The sequence below is a fragment of the candidate division WOR-3 bacterium genome, assembly GCA_039804165.1.
Classification (GTDB): Bacteria; Hydrothermota; UBA3072; order UBA3072; family UBA3072; genus JAFGHJ01.
The window spans coordinates 86,949-104,708 of record JBDRZZ010000001.1 but is presented as its reverse complement, the minus strand read 5'-3'; the positions used below and the strand labels follow the sequence as shown (position 1 = coordinate 104,708).

Annotated in this window: 20 protein-coding genes; 1 reads left to right on the top strand and 19 read right to left on the bottom strand. The window is 34.7% G+C overall.

Going from position 1 to position 17,760, the window contains the following annotated elements; genetic code table 11:
- Nucleotides 1-8 precede the first annotated feature (8 nt).
- From rph to ABIN61_00475, 14 genes are all read right to left on the bottom strand, one after another.
- Entirely contained in the window at nt 9-722 is a 714-nt protein-coding gene (gene rph / locus ABIN61_00540; GenBank protein ID MEO0292696.1) for a ribonuclease PH, read from the bottom strand.
- On the bottom strand, nt 694-1,056 hold the full coding sequence (locus ABIN61_00535; protein MEO0292695.1) for a polymer-forming cytoskeletal protein: 363 nt from the start codon (nt 1,054-1,056) through the stop codon (nt 694-696). The genes rph and ABIN61_00535 overlap by 29 nt, the downstream gene beginning before the upstream one ends.
- 2 nt (nt 1,057-1,058) lie before the next feature.
- Nucleotides 1,059-1,853, bottom strand: a complete 795-nt coding sequence (locus ABIN61_00530) for a peptidoglycan DD-metalloendopeptidase family protein (GenBank protein ID MEO0292694.1) — start codon at nt 1,851-1,853, stop codon at nt 1,059-1,061.
- Nucleotides 1,853-2,662, bottom strand: coding sequence for a ParB/RepB/Spo0J family partition protein (locus ABIN61_00525; protein ID MEO0292693.1), 810 nt, complete (start codon nt 2,660-2,662; stop codon nt 1,853-1,855). The genes ABIN61_00530 and ABIN61_00525 overlap by 1 nt, the downstream gene beginning before the upstream one ends.
- Nucleotides 2,631-3,413 (bottom strand): AAA family ATPase, encoded by a 783-nt coding sequence (locus tag ABIN61_00520; GenBank protein ID MEO0292692.1) that lies wholly within the window; start codon nt 3,411-3,413, stop codon nt 2,631-2,633. Before ABIN61_00520 ends, ABIN61_00525 begins: the two co-directional genes overlap by 32 nt.
- Nucleotides 3,414-3,417: 4 nt before the next feature.
- Entirely contained in the window at nt 3,418-5,856 is a 2,439-nt protein-coding gene (locus ABIN61_00515) for an ATP-dependent Clp protease ATP-binding subunit (GenBank protein ID MEO0292691.1), read from the bottom strand.
- Nucleotides 5,847-6,941 carry a hypothetical protein gene (locus ABIN61_00510; GenBank protein ID MEO0292690.1) on the bottom strand — a complete coding sequence of 365 codons (1,095 nt, stop codon included), beginning with the start codon at nt 6,939-6,941 and terminating at the stop codon, nt 5,847-5,849. Before ABIN61_00510 ends, ABIN61_00515 begins: the two co-directional genes overlap by 10 nt.
- Complete coding sequence (locus ABIN61_00505; protein ID MEO0292689.1) at nt 6,892-7,359, bottom strand: UvrB/UvrC motif-containing protein; 468 nt, start codon at nt 7,357-7,359, stop codon at nt 6,892-6,894. The genes ABIN61_00510 and ABIN61_00505 overlap by 50 nt, the downstream gene beginning before the upstream one ends.
- Nucleotides 7,356-8,027: an ABC transporter ATP-binding protein gene (locus ABIN61_00500; GenBank protein ID MEO0292688.1), complete on the bottom strand. Its 672-nt coding sequence runs from the start codon at nt 8,025-8,027 to the stop codon at nt 7,356-7,358. The genes ABIN61_00505 and ABIN61_00500 overlap by 4 nt, the downstream gene beginning before the upstream one ends.
- Nucleotides 8,020-9,246 (bottom strand): ABC transporter permease, encoded by a 1,227-nt coding sequence (locus ABIN61_00495; GenBank protein MEO0292687.1) that lies wholly within the window; start codon nt 9,244-9,246, stop codon nt 8,020-8,022. Before ABIN61_00495 ends, ABIN61_00500 begins: the two co-directional genes overlap by 8 nt.
- A gap of 65 nt (nt 9,247-9,311) precedes the next feature.
- Nucleotides 9,312-10,106: an alpha/beta hydrolase gene (locus ABIN61_00490; GenBank protein ID MEO0292686.1), complete on the bottom strand. Its 795-nt coding sequence runs from the start codon at nt 10,104-10,106 to the stop codon at nt 9,312-9,314.
- A gap of 23 nt (nt 10,107-10,129) precedes the next feature.
- On the bottom strand, nt 10,130-10,384 hold the full coding sequence (locus tag ABIN61_00485) for an FmdB family zinc ribbon protein (protein MEO0292685.1): 255 nt from the start codon (nt 10,382-10,384) through the stop codon (nt 10,130-10,132).
- Nucleotides 10,385-10,453: 69 nt separating this feature from the next.
- Nucleotides 10,454-11,158 carry a DNA repair protein RadC gene (radC, locus tag ABIN61_00480; protein ID MEO0292684.1) on the bottom strand — a complete coding sequence of 235 codons (705 nt, stop codon included), beginning with the start codon at nt 11,156-11,158 and terminating at the stop codon, nt 10,454-10,456.
- Between the two features lie 82 nt (nt 11,159-11,240).
- Nucleotides 11,241-12,608 (bottom strand): hypothetical protein, encoded by a 1,368-nt coding sequence (locus ABIN61_00475; GenBank protein ID MEO0292683.1) that lies wholly within the window; start codon nt 12,606-12,608, stop codon nt 11,241-11,243.
- Nucleotides 12,609-12,701: 93 nt separating this feature from the next.
- Here ABIN61_00475 and ABIN61_00470 point away from each other — a divergent pair, with 93 nt between their 5' ends.
- A complete protein-coding gene (locus ABIN61_00470) occupies nt 12,702-13,259 on the top strand; it encodes a manganese efflux pump MntP family protein (protein ID MEO0292682.1) in 558 nt (185 codons plus the stop codon).
- A gap of 36 nt (nt 13,260-13,295) precedes the next feature.
- On the opposite strand, the gene ABIN61_00465 is transcribed toward ABIN61_00470, so the two are convergent.
- The 5 genes from ABIN61_00465 to ABIN61_00445 form a co-directional block, all read right to left on the bottom strand.
- Nucleotides 13,296-14,348, bottom strand: coding sequence for a T9SS type A sorting domain-containing protein (locus ABIN61_00465; protein ID MEO0292681.1), 1,053 nt, complete (start codon nt 14,346-14,348; stop codon nt 13,296-13,298).
- 226 nt (nt 14,349-14,574) lie between these two features.
- Nucleotides 14,575-15,231 (bottom strand): hypothetical protein, encoded by a 657-nt coding sequence (locus tag ABIN61_00460; protein ID MEO0292680.1) that lies wholly within the window; start codon nt 15,229-15,231, stop codon nt 14,575-14,577.
- A gap of 255 nt (nt 15,232-15,486) precedes the next feature.
- Nucleotides 15,487-16,002: a hypothetical protein gene (locus ABIN61_00455; GenBank protein ID MEO0292679.1), complete on the bottom strand. Its 516-nt coding sequence runs from the start codon at nt 16,000-16,002 to the stop codon at nt 15,487-15,489.
- A gap of 32 nt (nt 16,003-16,034) precedes the next feature.
- Nucleotides 16,035-16,979 (bottom strand): transposase, encoded by a 945-nt coding sequence (locus tag ABIN61_00450; GenBank protein ID MEO0292678.1) that lies wholly within the window; start codon nt 16,977-16,979, stop codon nt 16,035-16,037.
- A gap of 101 nt (nt 16,980-17,080) precedes the next feature.
- Nucleotides 17,081-17,746: a hypothetical protein gene (locus tag ABIN61_00445; protein ID MEO0292677.1), complete on the bottom strand. Its 666-nt coding sequence runs from the start codon at nt 17,744-17,746 to the stop codon at nt 17,081-17,083.
- Between the last annotated feature and the right edge of the window lie 14 nt (nt 17,747-17,760).

Below are 17,760 nucleotides of genomic sequence, written 5' to 3'. Positions count from 1 at the left end.
ACCCAAACTCATCTTATTCCAAGTGCTTCTTTCTGTTTAGCAATAAGTTCCTTTATCCCTTCTCTCCCTATCTTTATCATCTCTTTAAGCTCATCCTCTGTGAAAGGTCTCTTTTCTCCTGAAGCTTGAACCTCTATTAGATTTTCCTCTTCATCCATAACGAGAGTAGCATCGACTTCTGCATTTGAATCTTCCTCGAAATTAAGATCAACAAAAATCTCCCCATCAACAATTCCAACAGAAATCGCTGCTATCCAACGAACCAAGGGGATTTTTTCAATTTCTTTCATTACAACCATTTCTCTAAAAAGTTCATACAAAGACACCATTCCTCCCGTTATTGAAGCTGCTCTTGTTCCCCCATCAGCTTGAATCACATCGCAATCCACAATAATTGTTTTTTCCCCAAGTAAACTTAAATCAAAAGCTTGTCTTAATGAACGCCCAATTAGCCTTTGAATTTCATAAATTCTTCCAGAGAGTCCTTGTCTCTCTCTATTCACTCTTGAACTTGTGCTTTTTGGTAACATTCCATATTGTGCTGTAATCCATCCTTCCCCTAATCCTTTAAGAAAAGGAGGAACAGTATCTGTAATAGTGGAAGAGACAAGAACAATTGTATTACCTTCCTCTATTAAAACAGAGGTAGGAACAAGATTAAGATAATTTACCTTTATATTTACAGAACGAATTTTACTCTTTTCTTTTTTCTCCCTGAGCACTTCTATCTTTCTCTCTCATCGTAATATTACCATCAATTACAACCCCCTCATCAACCACCAATTTCTTACATTTGATATCTCCATTTATCTCCGCTGTAGCGTGAAGAACAACACAATTTTCAGCAACAATCTTGCCCGTGAATTTTCCAGAAATATTTATTTCTTTGGCCTTAATATTTCCCTCAATAACACCAGTTTCGCCCACAATGACCGCTTCAGTTGCATCAATATCTCCTCGAAGTTTTCCATCAATTCTTATAGAACCATTTATTCGCATAGTCCCATCCAAAGTAGAACCCTTATGAAAAACATTCATTATTGCTTCTTGTCGCATAATCACCTCCTAATTAATAAATAATCACTTGGATCAACCCATTTGCCCTCCACTTTTACTCCATAATGAAGATGAGGAGCTTCGGTCTTTCCACTACTTCCAGAAAGAGCAATGAGTTGATTCTTCTTAACATTATCTCCTTTTTTCACCAAAACTTCTTTAAGATGACCAAGAAAAATTGCAAAACCTTCATCATTACGAATCTCCAATGTCTTTCCAAGATATTCGTCCTCCTCAACAGAAAAAACTATCCCATCTATAGTAGAATAAAGAGGCGTTCCTTCTTTCAAAGAAATATCAATTGCCTTATGTTCCGGAGAAAACTTCTTACTTATCCATCCTTCTTGAGTTGGCAAAATATCTGGAATAAAATTATGCAAAATAGCAGCTTCTTTTATTTCATCTATCTCACCCATTGGAGAGTCAACCTCTAAGGGTGTTTTTCTCTCTTCTTTATTATATTTATTATAATTGTCATAGAATTCTTCCAGTGAAAGTTCGAGACCAAGAGCCCTATTCAGTTTATCAGCCATATCATATAACTTCCTCATCCTATTATTCAGTTTCTTAATTTCAATTTCTCTATTCTCAAGATAAGCAATTTTCTTCTTTAATAAGTTATATTCTGCTTTATCCATAGCTAACTTGCTAAAAATTACCAGAAAACAAGTTGTTCCCAAAAAAATAAAACAAATCAAAATCAACCAAAAGACAACCATTTTAGGCGACAAATTTATTTCTTTAATTTCTCCTTCCTCAGGAACAATTTGAATTGTATATTTTTTTATAATTCCCATTATTTCCCTTTTATCAAACCAACAATCCTCTCCAAATCTTTATTCGAATAAAACTCAATTATCAATTGTCCCTTTTTCTTTCCCAATTTTATCCGCACCTCAGAATTAAAAAAATGCATAAGTTCCTCCTGCAATTCTTCATACTCAAGAGGAATTTTTTCCCTCTTTAATTTCCCCTTGGAAGCTTTCTCTACTTCTCTTACAGTCTTTTCTCCTCTTATTATCTTCTCTAACTCTTTTAAAATCCTCTTCTTATCATCGCCAAAACCCAAAAGAGCTCTCGCATGACCTTCTGTTATTTTCCCGAGATTTAAAGCCTCTTTAACTTCTTCGGGTAGAGAAAGTAACCTCATTTTATTTGTTATTGTGGTCCTTGCTTTCCCAACCCTTTCTGCAATCTCCTCTTGAGTTAGATTAAACTCCACATTCAATCGGTAATACGCCCAAGCTTCCTCAAGAGGAGTCAAATCTTCCCTTTGAATATTTTCAATAATTGCAAGCTCCAAAACTTCCCTATCTGAAAGTTTTCTAAAAACTGCTGGTATTTCTTTAAGCCCTGCTCTTTTAGCTGCTTCAAATCTCCGATGTCCATAAACTAATTCGTATTTACCATCTTCCAATCTTCTTAAAAGAACGGGTTGTAAAATTCCATTCTGCTTTATTGAAGCTACAAGCCCTTCTAATTCCTCATCATTTATCTTTTTCCTTGGTTGTAAAGGAGAATGTATTATCTGGTCTATTGGAACTTTATCTTCTTCAATTTTAGGAATTAAAGCATCAAATCCCTTTCCAAGAGCCCGTCTTACCATTCCTTTGCATTACCTCCTTTGCAAGCATTTTATAAGCTATAGCTCCTTTTGACTTCGGGTCATAATCGAAAATATTTTTCCCATAGCTTGGAGCTTCAGCAAGCTTAACGCTTCTTGGAATTATAACCTCAAATACTTTATCTCCAAAATACTTATGAACCTCATTTGTGACTTCACTTGCAAGATTTAGCCTTGTATCAAAAAGAGTTAGAAGGACTCCTTCAATTGTTAATCGAGAATTTAATTCTTTTTGAATGCTCCAGACTGTATTTAAAAGCTTACTTAGTCCTTCCATTGCATAGAACTCTGTTTGAATTGGAATAAGAACAGAATCAGAACCCACAAGAGTATTTACTGTAAGTAGTCCAAGAGAAGGAGGAGCGTCAATTAAAATAAAATCATATTCACTCTTTAGGGGCATTACTTTCCTTTTCAATTGCATTTCTCTTCCTCGAACATCCACAAGTTCGACTTCAGCCCCAACAAGAGAAATATCAGAAGGAATAATGAAAAGATTTTCAGTGCTTGTTTTTTGTATAACCTCTTCTGGAGAATTACCTCTTAAAAGCATATCATAAACAGTTGGGGTCTTCCCACTAAGGCCAAGACCACTTGTAGCATTTGATTGGGGATCCATATCAATTATTAGGGTCTTTTGTTTGTATAGTGCAAGCGCAGCACCTAAATTTATTGCAGTTGTAGTTTTCCCCACACCACCCTTCTGGTTGACAATCGAAATAACTTTCCCCATATATTTAGATAACTTCAGCCACAGAATGAGAGGTAAAGAATATCAAGTCATTACCCTCTCTGGCAACCACGATTTTACTGCCTTCCTTCCATTCTCCCTTTAAGAAAGCCTCCGCCAATTTATCCTCTAATTCCCTCTGAATAATTCTCTTTAAAGGTCTTGCTCCAAACTCTGGATCAAACCCTTTCTCAATAAGAAACTCTTTTGCTTCCTCAGTAAGAGAGATCTCAAAACCTTTCTCCTCCACTCTCTTCTTTACCTCATCAAAGAATATATCCACAATTGAAGACATCATTTTTCTATCAAGAGGCCTAAAAACAACGCATTCATCAATTCTATTTAAGAACTCAGGGTTAAATCTGTTCTTAATCTCTTCAAGAAGATATTCCTTCATTTCCTCATATTCAATTTTACCGCTCTTCTTAAAGCCTAAATGAGTCCCCTGCATTATTTCCTTTGTTCCTATATTTGAAGTCATAATTATAACTGTGTTTCTAAAAGAAATCTTCCTACCACAGGCATCAGTTAAAATCCCTTCATCAAAAACCTGAAGAAGGATATTGTAAACTTCCGGATGTGCCTTTTCTATCTCATCCAAAAGAACGACAGCATAAGGTCTTCTTCTAACAGCCTCTGTAAGAGTCCCCCCTTCTTCATACCCAACATATCCAGGAGGAGCTCCAATCAACTTTGAAACATTGAATCTTTCCATAAATTCACTCATATCTATTCTAATTAAAGCATCTTCGGTATTAAAGAGAAATCTTGCAAGTTGCTTAGCAAGCTCAGTTTTCCCTACTCCAGTCGGTCCAAGGAAAAGAAAAGCACCCAAAGGTCTTCTCATATCACGCAAACCAGCCCTACTTCTTCTTATCGCCTGGGAAACAACCTTAACAGCTTCATCTTGTCCAACAACTCTCTTTTTGATCTCTTTCTCCATAGAGAGAAGACGCTCTGTTTCTTCCTCTTTCAGTCTCTTAAGAGGAATCCCTGTCCAGAGGGAAACAACCTCTCTAATATCATCTTCTGTCACTTCAACGCTTTTAAAACTTCCATACTTACCCCATTCTTGTAGACTTCTCTCTAACTTCTCCTCAAGTTCATCCCTCTTATCCCTAAGTTCAATCGCAACCTCATATCTGCCTTCTTCTCTTGCTTTAACCAATTTCTCCTTAACTTCTCTTAGCTCCTCTTCTAATTTTACAATCTCATCAGGAACCTTTGTCTCTCTCAATCTTACCCTTGCTCCTGTCTCATCCAGAACATCAATAGCTTTATCTGGAAGATTTCTACCCTGAATGTATTGAGCAGAAAGTTTAACCGCCACAGCAATCACATCATCAGGATAAATAACCTTATGAAAATCCTCATATTTACGTTTAATTCCTTTTAAAATCTCTATTGTCTCTTCTATCGTAGGAGGCTCTACAATAATCATCTGGAGCCTTCTTTCAAGAGCTCCGTCTTTTTCAATATATTTCCTATACTCTTCATGGGTTGTTGCACCAATCGTTTGAATCTCTCCACTTGCAAGAACAGGTTTTAACATATTAGAAGCATCTATGGCTCCCTCAGCAGCTCCAGCACCTACAATAGTGTGAATCTCATCAATGAAAAGAATATAGTTAGATTCTCTTAATGAATCTAAAATCTGTTTTAATCTTTTTTCAAATTGCCCACGATATTTCGTTCCTGCAATAACAGAAGCAAGATCTAAAGAAAGAATTCTTTTATTCTGCAAAACCTTAGGAACTCTACCAGAAACAATTCTTTGGGCAAGACCTTCAACTATTGCAGTTTTACCAACCCCAGGTTCTCCAACAAGAACAGGATTATTTTTCTTTCTCCTACACAAAGTCTGAATAACTCTTTCAATCTCTCCCTCTCTTCCAATAACAGGATCAATTTTCCCCTCTCTTGCAAGTTCTGTAAGATCCCTGGTATAAAACTCTAAAGTTCTATCAGAAGACTTAGTCTTTTCTTTATCCTGAGGTATTTCTCTCTCAAAAAGGTCAAGAAGAATTCTCTTTGCAGAATAATATTCAAGAGGTTCTAACCGTAAGATTTTAACAAAACTACTTTCTTTTGACTTAAGCAATGCCAAAAGTAGATGTTCGGTTCCTATTACCTGTTTACCAAGCATCAAAGCTTCCTCTTTTGCCTGCTCCATAATGCTGATACAGCTTTCAGACAACCCAATAGGTTCATCTGATTTCATTCTTTCCTCATTAATACTAAGGAACTTCATAATCCTGCTCTCGGCCATATCAATATCTATCCCCAACTCATCCATTATTGTAACAGCTGTATTGTTACGATGTTTTAGCAAAGCAAGAAAAAGAATTAAAGGAGTTACTTCTTCTAAATCTGCTCCTTTAGCTATATCCTTTGCTATCTTTATAACATCTATAAGTTTTTTCGTAAAACCTTCATCTATGAACATTTTTCTCCTCCTAAATTACTTCTTATTAATTTTGCCCTAACAATATTTTCTTCTTTAATGTCATTAATTTCTGGATTTAAAACCCTTATATATCCTGGTAAAGCTTGCAAAATCCATTTATTTAACTCTTTTATATTTATATCTTTTATAATCCCCAAACTCAAACCAAGCCTAACAGCTGAAGATAAATTCAAAAACTCATTTATAGATAGCATTCTTGCATTCTCCAATATACCATAAGACCTACAAATTTTATCTTCAGTTTCATATCCCGCTTTTTGGGTTAAATACTCTCTACTTGCGACTTCTTCTTTAATAACATCCTTTATTTTTCCTTCAAACAAGTCTAATATTTCCTCCTCAGATATCCCAAGAGTAAATCTGTTACTAATCCTAAAATAGCTTCCCGCAACATTTTCTTCAATATTAAAAATTCCCTCAATATGAAAAAGGGAATCCTCAATATCCTCAATAACCTCTACAATCTCTCCTGTAATAACAAGGGCAGGTAGATGAACTACCGAAGAGACAATCATTCCGGTTCCAAGCTTCTCAATTGAAGAAGTAAGAAAACCCAATTCCTCATCATAAGCAAAACCAAACTCCTCATTCAATTCATCATCTAACCTATCACATTCTGTATAAGCATCCCTAACCAATAATTCAGGGCAAAAACAAGAAATCTCAACATGCTCTTTTCCATTTAAAACACATATCTTCTCTTGGGAGGCATCTAAACCCAACCCAACAAAATGAAAGTTCTTCAAACAATCTTTTGAAATAAATTCTCTTTCCATCAAAAATTGCCTCTCGTTATTATTAAGCTCTCTTAAAAAAATAATATTTTCAAATAAAGGAAGAGCAGAAAATCCTTCTCGTAGTAACTCTAAAATTTCCTCCTTTTCCTTCTCCGAATTTTTGAAATTAAATTTATAGCCCCCCAAGTTACGGTATAAAGAAACCTTAGAGAATAGAATCATATCTGAATAAGGGCCTAATTTTTCAATCCAGGAAGGAAATTTATCCACAAGATAATCAATCACCTTTACCCCTAATGGCTTTAAGTTCCTTTTTTCTTTTTTCAATTTCATCCCTCAACTTAAGCGCTTCTTCAAATCTTTCGCTTTCTACAAAACTTTCAAGTTTCCTCTTTAGTTCCTGAATTTCCCTTTTAACATCCATAATCCTTGAATTTCTAATTGCTTCTTTTCCTCTATGAACAACATCCTTCTGAATCTTCTTTAAGGAAATCTTAATCCATTTATTAAAAGTCTTATAGCAATCAGGACATCCCAGTGTTTTAGTCTCATTATATTCCTCAAAGCTAAGTCCACAATTACCACAAACTTTGTTTTTCTCTCCTATTGGTTCTTCCTCTATTTTACTTTCAATCCCTTTCTCTCTGGCACATCCTTCACAAATATTCATTTCCCGAACCTTATCAGAATCTACTTCATAATACTTAAATTTTGCCTCATTATTACCACATAAATCACACTTCATCTTAACCTTCCTCCACTTAAATTATATATCTTTTTCCCCATTTGTGCAACCCTCTCGTTATGGCTAACAAGAACAACAGTCATTCCCCTCTCTATATGTATCTCTTTAATCATCTTCAAAACAACCTCTGCGTGAGCTTCATCTAAATCTCCCGTGGGCTCATCTGCAAGAAGCAATATGGGTTGAGTTATAATAGCACGAAGGATAGCCACTCTCTGGCATTCCCCCCCTGAAAGAGTTCTTGGCTTAGCATAAATCCTTTCCCTAAGATCCACAATAGAAAGCAATCTTTCTGCCTCTCTATAAGCCTCTTTAAGATCCCTGCCTTTCATCAAAAGAGGGATTGCCAAATTTTCTAAAACCGTAAAATCAACAAGAAGATGATGAAACTGAAATATAAAACCTATTTTTTCATTCCTTATTCTTGCAAGTTCTTTATCTTGGTATTCATAAAGAGACTTCCCCTCAAGTAAAACCTCTCCTTCATCAGGATGCAAAAGTCCACCCATTATATTAAGAAGGGTGCTTTTCCCAGATCCTGAAGGTCCTGTTATGGTTATAAAATCTCCTCTTCTTACCTCTAAATTAATTCCCTCCAGGACTCTTACTTCTTCAGTTCCAGAAACAAATTTCTTCTTAACATTATTTAATTTTATTATCTCACTCATTTCTAATCGCATCCACAGGATCAAGATTAGAAGCTTTTATAGCTGGATACAAAGCTGCAAGCAAAGAAAGAATAATAGCAGAAAAAGCCACCAAAACAAAATCAAAGATTTGCATTTTCACTGGTAATTTAGTAAGGAAATAAACATCGGAAGGTAAATCAATAAATTTGTATTTTCCCAAAAGGAAGCATAAAATCCAGGCAATTATAATACCGCCTATTGTTCCACTTCCCCCAACTAAAAGACCAGCAAGCAAAAAAATCCTTCTAATTAAAGAAGCAGAAGCTCCCAACGCCTTAAGAATTCCTATTTCCCTCATCTTCCCAAGAACAATCAAAACAAGAGAAGAAATAATATTAAAAGCAGCCACTATTATTATTAAGATCAATATTATAAACATCACCTTCTTTTCTATTTCCAAAGCCCTTAAAAGAGTTCTATTCCTATCCATCCAGCTAATAGCTCTATAAGGAAAACCAAGTTCCCCAACAATATCAATTGAAATCTCTTGAGCTTTATATGGGTTCTCTAATGTAAAATCTACGCCTGTAACCCCATCAATTCCAAATAGTTTTTTCGCCTCTTCAAGAGAAATTATGGCTAAAGTTGCATTATATTCATACATACCCATATCAAAAACTCCTGCAAGCACATAATCTCCAGAAGGAACTATAAAACCAAAAGGAGTTGCAGTAAAAGAAAAAGGAAAAGATATAGTAATTGTGTCTCCAACTTGAGCCCAAAGACGATCTGCCAAGTAGTTCCCAAGAATTACTTTCTTCCCAGAAAGGTCAAAATTCCCCATTTTAATATTTTTGGGAATATCTGAAACAAGAGAAAACGAATTAGGATCCACGCCTCTTACTAAAGCTCCATCTGTTCTTTTATTATGCTTTAAAAGAGCTTTTTCTAAAATATAAGGAGAAGCTTCCTTAACTCCTCTTACTTTTCCTCTTACACTCTCAACAACCGCCTCCCAATCAGAAATGGGTTCCTCTCCAATCCTCATAATAGTTAATGGAGAACTTCCTCCAAGAACCTTATTCTTAAGATCACTCTGCATCCCATTCATCACAGAAAGAACAACCAAAAGCGTTGCAACACCTAAACCTATTCCTCCTCCTGCAAAAAGTGTTATTAAAGATCTGAACCCCTCCCCCTTTTTAATCCGAACATATCTCCGAGCAAGAAAAAAAACAAGGTTAAATAGGTTTTTCATCTTAAAGGATTAGTATATCACTTTTACTTCCCAAGGCAAGGGGCTATAATTATCTTTCATCACTTTCACAAACTTTCAATGAAATGTTTAATTCCTTTTATATAAGTTTCTTTAGATTCAGAAAAAGAAGAATTATGAAACCCCTTAACTTTGAGAAACTGCTTAGGAGGCAAAGCCTCTTCAAATAATTTTAAACCATGATAGAAAGGAATAAGATCATCCTCTTCACTATGTATGATTAACTTTGGAGCTCTTATTTTCTTTATTCTTTTAATGGATTCAAAACGATTGGAGATAAGAAACCTTGGGAAATGGAAACCGAAAATATCATAACTAAGACTCCGAATAGATTGAAAGGTACTATCTATTATAATTCCACCTAAGTCTCTTATTACACTACCAACAAAAATAGCAACAGCTCCTCCTAAAGAGTTACCAAAAAGAACAATCTCATTTTTTTTAAAACCTCTTTCTCTTAAATAAGATATGGCCCCTAAAGCATCATAATAAAGACCCCTCTCAGTTGGAATCCCATCGCTTTTCCCAAAACCCCTGTAATCAAAAATAAAAACGTTGTATCTCATTAAATTCAATTCTCTAACAATCTCTATTCCAGAAGAAATATTTCCAAAATTCCCATGGCAGAAAAGAATAACTTTTTTAGAAATACCCTTAAAAAACCAGCCATTAAGCAAAACGTGGTCGCGAGAAGAAAAATTGACATCCTCAAAATCAATCCCAAATTCAGAAGGATAGACAAAAAAATCCTCTTTTGGGCGATAAATCTTTACATGTTCCCAATACTTAATGAAAAAGAACAAGAATAAAAGAGAAAGAAAGAAGAAAAGAAAGGAAAGCATTAAATTTATTTAAAAAAATAAAGTTAGTCGGAGCTTCCTCCGACTGCACTTTTTTCTTTACTTTCCTCCCTCTTCTTCTTTCTCTCATCGCTATTTCTTCTTACATAATCAGTATGGTAAAAACCTTGCCCTTTAAAAATTATCCCAGCCCCCACTCCTATAAGTCGCCTAACTTCCCCACCACAGGTAGGGCATTTCCTTAAAGGAGGTTCTTTAATGCTCTGAAATCTCTCAAATCTATATTTACATTCTAAACATTCATATTCATAAGTCGGCATCTACACCACCTCCTTTTAAAAATATATTCTTATCTTCATTTGTCAAGAGAAAGTTAACAAAATTCCTATTTATTTCCAAAGTCCTGTTGTATTTAGAGAAGCTCGAAGACTTACATAAGAATTATCCCCAATTATTATATGGTCATCCACCTCTATCCCTACAATTCTCCCAACCTCTATCATTCTCTCAGTAAGCCTTACATCATCATTACTTGGCTTTGGATCGCCGGAAGGATGATTATGAACCAATATTATAGAAGCAGCCGAATTCTGAATAGCTGCTTTAAAGATTTCTCTTGGATGAGCAATAGAACTATCCAAATTTCCTATTGAGATATCATCAATACTAATTAGCCTCTTTCGTGTATTTAAAGACAAAATTTTAAAATACTCTTTCTTCTTATTCCCCATATCATCTTTGAGTAACTTAAACACAACCTCAGGATTGGTGATTTTAGAGTTATATCTATCTTCTTTATTTAACGCCTTCTCACCCAATTTAAAAGCGGCTTTTAATTTACAAGCTGTAGCAAAACCAATCCCATAAATCTCTTTTAATTCTTCTATAGAAGCTTCTTTAATACTGGAAAGATTTCCAAATCTCGCAAGAAGATTCTGGGCAATTGTCAAAACATTACTTCCCTTCCTTCCTCTTTCAATAACTAAAGCTAACAACTCCTGAATTGAAAGATTATCCACTCCCAAAAGCTTCAATCTCTCTCTTGGCCTATCTTCTTTTGGCAAATCACGGAGAGTAAACGACTTATTATTCATCTTTTCCCCATTCTACAAAGGAAATTTATATTCCTCAAACTCTCCGGAATTCCTCTTCCACCATTTAATAAAAAGCCTTTTCTCATCTAACTAAAACAATCTTCCTAATATCCGCCAAAAAACCTCCCACTTCCAATCTACAAAAATATATACCACTTGATAAGTTTTTAGTATCCCATAACTTATTATAAACACCTTCTTTCAGTATTTCATCATTAACAATTGTCTCTACTTCTTCCCCAATCAAATTATAAATCTTCAAATTCACTTGTGACCTCTTCAGAATACAAAAAGAAATTTCTACATTTAAACCAAAAGGTACTTGTTTTAAAGAAAGAATTCCTTCTTTTTTATTTGTTACCTCCCCAACTCCTAAACCACCAGTTGTGGTATATCCTATAATTCCAAGATCTGCTGTAAACCAACCGGTCTCAGCATCTAAGAAAAAGATGCTGAATACTGGGTTAGTGTCAGAAAGAAAAGGTATTTCCTGCAATTCCCAGCTTGTCCCCCCATTTGAAGTATAAAGAATCCCGTTCCATCCTGGGTTTCCTGGTGCATTCGCTCCAATCCATCCTTTATTTGCATCCAAAAAGAACAAACATCTATATTGTGTATTTTCTGGCAATCCTGTATTGGTTATTAATGTCCAGTTTTCTCCACCATCAGTTGTTTTTAAAATCTTGCCCTCCCCCACAACCCAACCGTTATTCAAATCAACAAACTGTAGTGCGGAAAAACCTGTTCCACTTGGATCGGCATATTGATTTGTCCAATTCCAACCTCCATCTGTTGTCCGTATAATTCCGTATGGAGGAGAAGCCATGTGAGCATTATTAACTCCCCAACCATTATTTTCATCTACAAAATAGAAAATACCTCCTGTTGGTGGTCCGCCCCCAGCTTGAGTAATATTAACCCAGTTATTTCCTCCATCAACACTTTTTAAAAACGTCGCCATCCCACTATTTGGATTAAAAATAGAAGCCCAACCCACCATATTATTGACAAATTGAATTTGAACACCCATATCACCCGGATTATTGGAAAGACCTACTTTATCCCAGTTACTTCCTCCATCTATGGTTTTGTAAACAACCGCACCCTTTGCATCTTCAAAACCCATCCCAACAGTCCCTATTTTCCACCCCCTAAGTGGACTAACCCAACACATTGTAATAGAGGGATCTGACAACGACCAAACAGTGTCATTCGGGAAGGAGTTCCTTAATATCCAATTTCCACCACTACTGCTATTTGTATAAAGAAATCCTGCGCCTCTACTAGTTGAAATCCAAACCTCATAAACATCTCCTCCTGAACTAACAGCCTCTACCTTACCAATCATTGCCTCTTCCCCATATCCAAGAGGATTTGTCTGGTGTTCCCAACCAGATTGAGCGAATACTGCAATACAGAACATACTTAAAAATTTAAAAAAATTTCTCATTTTCACCTCCTTTTAAAGATTACATACATTCTCTTAAAAGTCAAGTTTTAAACTTGACAGATAAAAAACAAAAAATAAAATAAAGATTAAAAAATGAACTTTTTTAATCTCCTTGGAATCGGTTTTGGGTTATCAATGGACGCTTTCTCCGTATCAATAATAAATGGTTCTATAATCAAAAAATTAAAAATTCGGCATGCATTTAGAATGGCCTTTTCTTTCGGTTTTTTCCAAGCTTTAATGCCTATGATAGGATGGTGCATTGGTCTTTCATTTATAAAATATATTCAAAATTTTGACCATTGGTTTGCCTTTTTATTACTTTCTTTTATTGGAGGAAAAATGATTTACAAGTCGAGGAGAATCAATGAAGAAATTAAAAAAGATTGTATTACATTTATAGAATTATTCATTCTTTCGATTGCGACAAGTATAGATGCTTTAGCTATTGGATTGAGCTTTTCCTTCTTACAGGTTAAAATAATCATTCCAGCTTTAACAATCGGTGGGATTACCTTTATAATTTGTCTAATTGGATTTTACATTGGAGATAAAATTGGGAATTTCATTAAAACAAATATGGAACTCTTTGGAGGATTAATCCTAATAATCATTGGAATTAAAATTGTTATAGAACACATAACTATTTAAAATCCAAAAACTATAGTTGTTTCTACTCGGAAGTTTTCATTTTATAAGGACAACCTTTTCAACTAGTTCTCTTCTCCCTGCACTTAATTTAAAAAAATAAATTCCAGAAGAAAACTTGCTTAAATCTAAACTTATCCGATGAATCCCTGAAGCGTAAAAAACATTATTAAAAACTCTCTCAACCTCTCTTCCACATACATCATAAACTTCCATACTAACTAGTCCATCCTCTGGAATTACAAACCTTATTTCGCTTACCCTTAAAATAGGATTGGGAATAACTTTTAAGCTTAAAGGAATTTTTTGGGAATCAATAAGAACCGAAGAAGATGGATAATAGTCTGTAACAAGGCAATCATCTATCCAAACCTCTGCCCTATTCCCTTCCCACCAATCAAGATTTGTTGCGCCAAAATGAATTTCAGTTGGAGGAAAAGTATCTTGGCCCTGTGAACTATCATATGTAGACCAGATAAGTTCTCCATTCAACCACCAAGCATAAAAAGGATTTTCGCCGCTTAAATCTACCAACATCACAATGTGATGCCATTTTTCTCTTCTAATATATTGGAGATTCTCTTCTTGACGATGTCGCTCTCCATCTCTACCACGATAAGCCATTCTCAACATAAACAGACTATCTGGTATTTCCATATGAGGGGGGTGTGTCTCTAAGTTTGCTCTATCTCTCCAAGGACCCTCCTTAACATAAGCCTCCATAAAATACAACCCACCCACGACAACATTGGACTTCTCTTTTGAGCCATTCCGTAACCAACAACTATACCAAAGCTTTTTCCCAGTAGGCCAGGAAATAACCTTCGATGTATAAGCACATCCACCTTGAGTCCCATCTGACAATTCGAAACGACCACTATGCTTCCCAGTATGAGTAATAACCGTATCATCAATTGCATATGCTTCCCCTACACCTCCATAAGTTTCAGTCTCATCCCAGTTTATAAAATTACCAGAAAAATCTTGCCCAGCCTCGTAACCATCCTGAAAGAAAATGGTATCAGCATAAAGGAAAGAAAAAAATAAACCATTTAAAACAAGAAAAAACCTTTTAAGGATTTTTGTTTTCATAAAATCACTCCTTTTCAATTAAAGATAAATATATTTTCTTAAATTGGCAAGGGTTCAGTTTTGGATTAACGCTTATTGACTATTATATCTTTCCCCCAAACCTTCCATCCTTACAATAGGATAATCCTTTCACGTTTTCTCTCCCAATATTTAAAAAATCTAATAACTCTTTAATAATCTTCCCTGATTTTCCTTAATCCAAAGAAGCCACTTGGATAGAAGTCTTTTACTCTTCATCAACCTTACCAGTAGTCGGTTTGAAATAAAAAGTTAATGGCTTATTATTGTTGTAAATATCATAATAAAAAATAAAATCGCTTTTTTCAGGGGTGAAATTAGGACTACCAAATGGGATTCTCTGATTATTTCTTTCGTCATAAATGGCAAAACTTTTATAGCTAAAATATACTGAGAATAAATACCCCTTCTGCAAACAATATGGTCTCAAAAATTCATCTTTACTTATTTTCTTTGCTTTCTTAAGCCCATAGTACTCTTTAATATTTATCCTATCTTCTCGCCACGCTTCCAAACTAACTAAGTCAATTTTCCCTTTAATCTCATCAATTTCATACATCTTCTTAAATATTAATGAGTCATTGGAAACACATTTAATACCAATCATTTTTGGAACATGTACCTTATTAACAAAATGAGGAGATTCAATATATGCAAAGTTAGGATAGATTATAATGCTATCTAAAGGGGTAGCTATCCTTAATATAACATCAGTTTCAAATGCAAAGTCCTGTGCAGTCAATTTAATACCCAAAGAATCGTCTTTATAAACATATCCATAACCGTATCTACACTCAACTCTATCTAAAGAGGGTCGCTCCAACATATACAACCAGCCTGGATCAGCAGTCTTGCAAGAACTCATAAAAAAGCTAATAGAATTAAAGATATAGTATTTATAGATTTGAAGATTGTCTTGCCTGGTATAAAATAAGATTTATTACCAGAAAAAATATGCTTAGTCGCTAAAACTTTAGTCATTATATAATGATTTAAATGCATAAATTTTACTCCTCCTTTTTACATTTTTTAGAGAACCTTACTCATAAAATTAAATGCCTTTTCAAATATTTCAACTAACTACGCTACCCTTTCATAATTTAAACTGACGATTCACTCCTTACCAATCAATTCCCATCATTGCATCGTAGATATCTATTTTAGCTCTATTAAAACATTGTACCTCATAAGGATTATCCCAATAACCGTATAAACCTGAAAAAAGTTGATAGGTAGAATAATAAATCCAGCTACCTCCGAATCTCATCTCCCAAATGTGTGTAAATTCATGTACCTTAGTTCTAAGTGTTGGCTCGTATCCCTTATATACAACATTATAATTTGCCATACCATGCGCAAATTTTGTATCCACCATTGACCGAGATATTGGCCCACCCTCAGAAACCCATGCTAACGCTTGCCAGTTCCATGATACTTTACCTCCCCCTTCTATCTCACTTATCAACTCAAGATCACCAATAATATTCCCAATATTTGCTCCCAACCAATCACCATTGGTAGGTATATTTACAGGACCTACACCAACATAATCAAACCCTGAACCTATAAATGTGCCTACTGCTTGAGTTCCTACATACGCAAGAGTTGACCCTCCTAATGCATCCGCTACATACAATACTGCGATACTCCATATGAGTGTCTATGGGGTCAGACCTTGAAATGTGAAATGATGGTTTCAATATCTCTCCTTATTCTTCTTCTCTCTTCCATTATCTTTTCCATATCTCTGTATGACTTACTTACTGCGGAGTATGTTATTTTAAATGCCTCCCCTATCTCTTTATTGGTTAACCCTGTTAGTCTCTTAGATAAATATATCGCTGCTTTTCTCGCAAGCAAGGGCTTTTTCTTCCAAGCGTATACCTCTTCTGGCAATCTCTTAAAAAGTTCAGCTGTTTCTTTGACTATTTCATCTACTGATATATAATTGGTTAACTTTTTCTTGTAGGAAATTTCTCCTCCTTTTTGCTGTTTTAAGTCCTTTATTGTATCTTTTATAAATTTTACCCCTCCAAGGACAAATCCGGCGTAAACTTTATCCAAAATATCGGGTTTTTTATCTATCCCATCCAATACAAATTGTTTATATCTCGAAGGATTAATCTTAATATATTTCTTTATTTCTTTTTTATCTATTATTGTTTTTCTCCTATCGGTGATATATTCATTAAAACTGGACCATTTATAACCTTCAGGAGTTTTAGATACACCGGCTCTCACAGGATTTAAGTGTATATACCTTGTTAATTCTAAAAAATAACTATCTCCATCAACTATTATAGATTTATACCTCCCTTGAAACAAATGACCGCTTCTATTCCTCTTTTTATTGTAATAGACAGTATATGCAGTGTTTATATACTGCATTATCCTTGAAAGGTTAGGCTGTGTGGTCTCTATCAACAAATGATAATGATTCGTCATTAAACAATAAGCGTAAAGATAAAAATTATACTTTTCTTTCGCCTTTAGAAGATATTCCAAAAACTTCTCATAATCATATTCGCTGATGTATATCCTTTTCCTGTCGTCTCCCCTGCTCGTGATATGATATAAGTAACCTTCCCCCTGCAAGCGATATGGTCTCGCCATACCGATATATTATTCGCTTATTCCTTTTTGTCAATCTTTTCACATTTCAAGGTCTGACCCTGTTACTCTCTCTTTATCTTCATTTGCATCCTTTCCAAAAATCAATAAGGGTAAGCGTCTTCTCTTAAAGAAAAAATATACTGATAGTATATGTTTTCTTCCTCCCCTTTATGAAACCATACAGCAAATTCAGCATAAGGAAACTTCGGTATATCGAAATCAATTTTGAACTGAGTGTTCTTTTCAAAGTCTCCATGAATAAACTGCCGAAGGTCTTTAATAACCTTTTTACAGGTATCATTAGAAGGTAAAATTTTCTGCAGCTCAGTAATAATTGACTCTTTAACAGTTGAATCTTCCGAAAATAGGAGCTTACCACTAACTATGATAGTATTTGGAGACACATTCTGATATTCCTTATATATTTCCTGATTATAGATTTTTTGAACATCTATAGGGCCATATAAAAGATCGACACAGTCTTTAGGTATTGTTTCTTTAGTCTTTTTTACGAAATCTTTTAGCCGTCGGAGTATCACTACAGCTACTTCATCATCAATTTCTGCTTTACTGTTAAACTCCTTCTCAAGCAAGCTAAATTTTTCATCTATTGCCTTATTAACATTCACTCCATAAATTTCAATCTCTTCGTTCGGAATCACTTTATATCTATATTCCTTAAAATTTTGTTTTATTTTTGTCTCCTTACAATTCATTGCAAATAAGATAAGAATAAAAGAAATTATAAAAAGTCCATTTTTTCTCATTTTTTCTCCCTCTA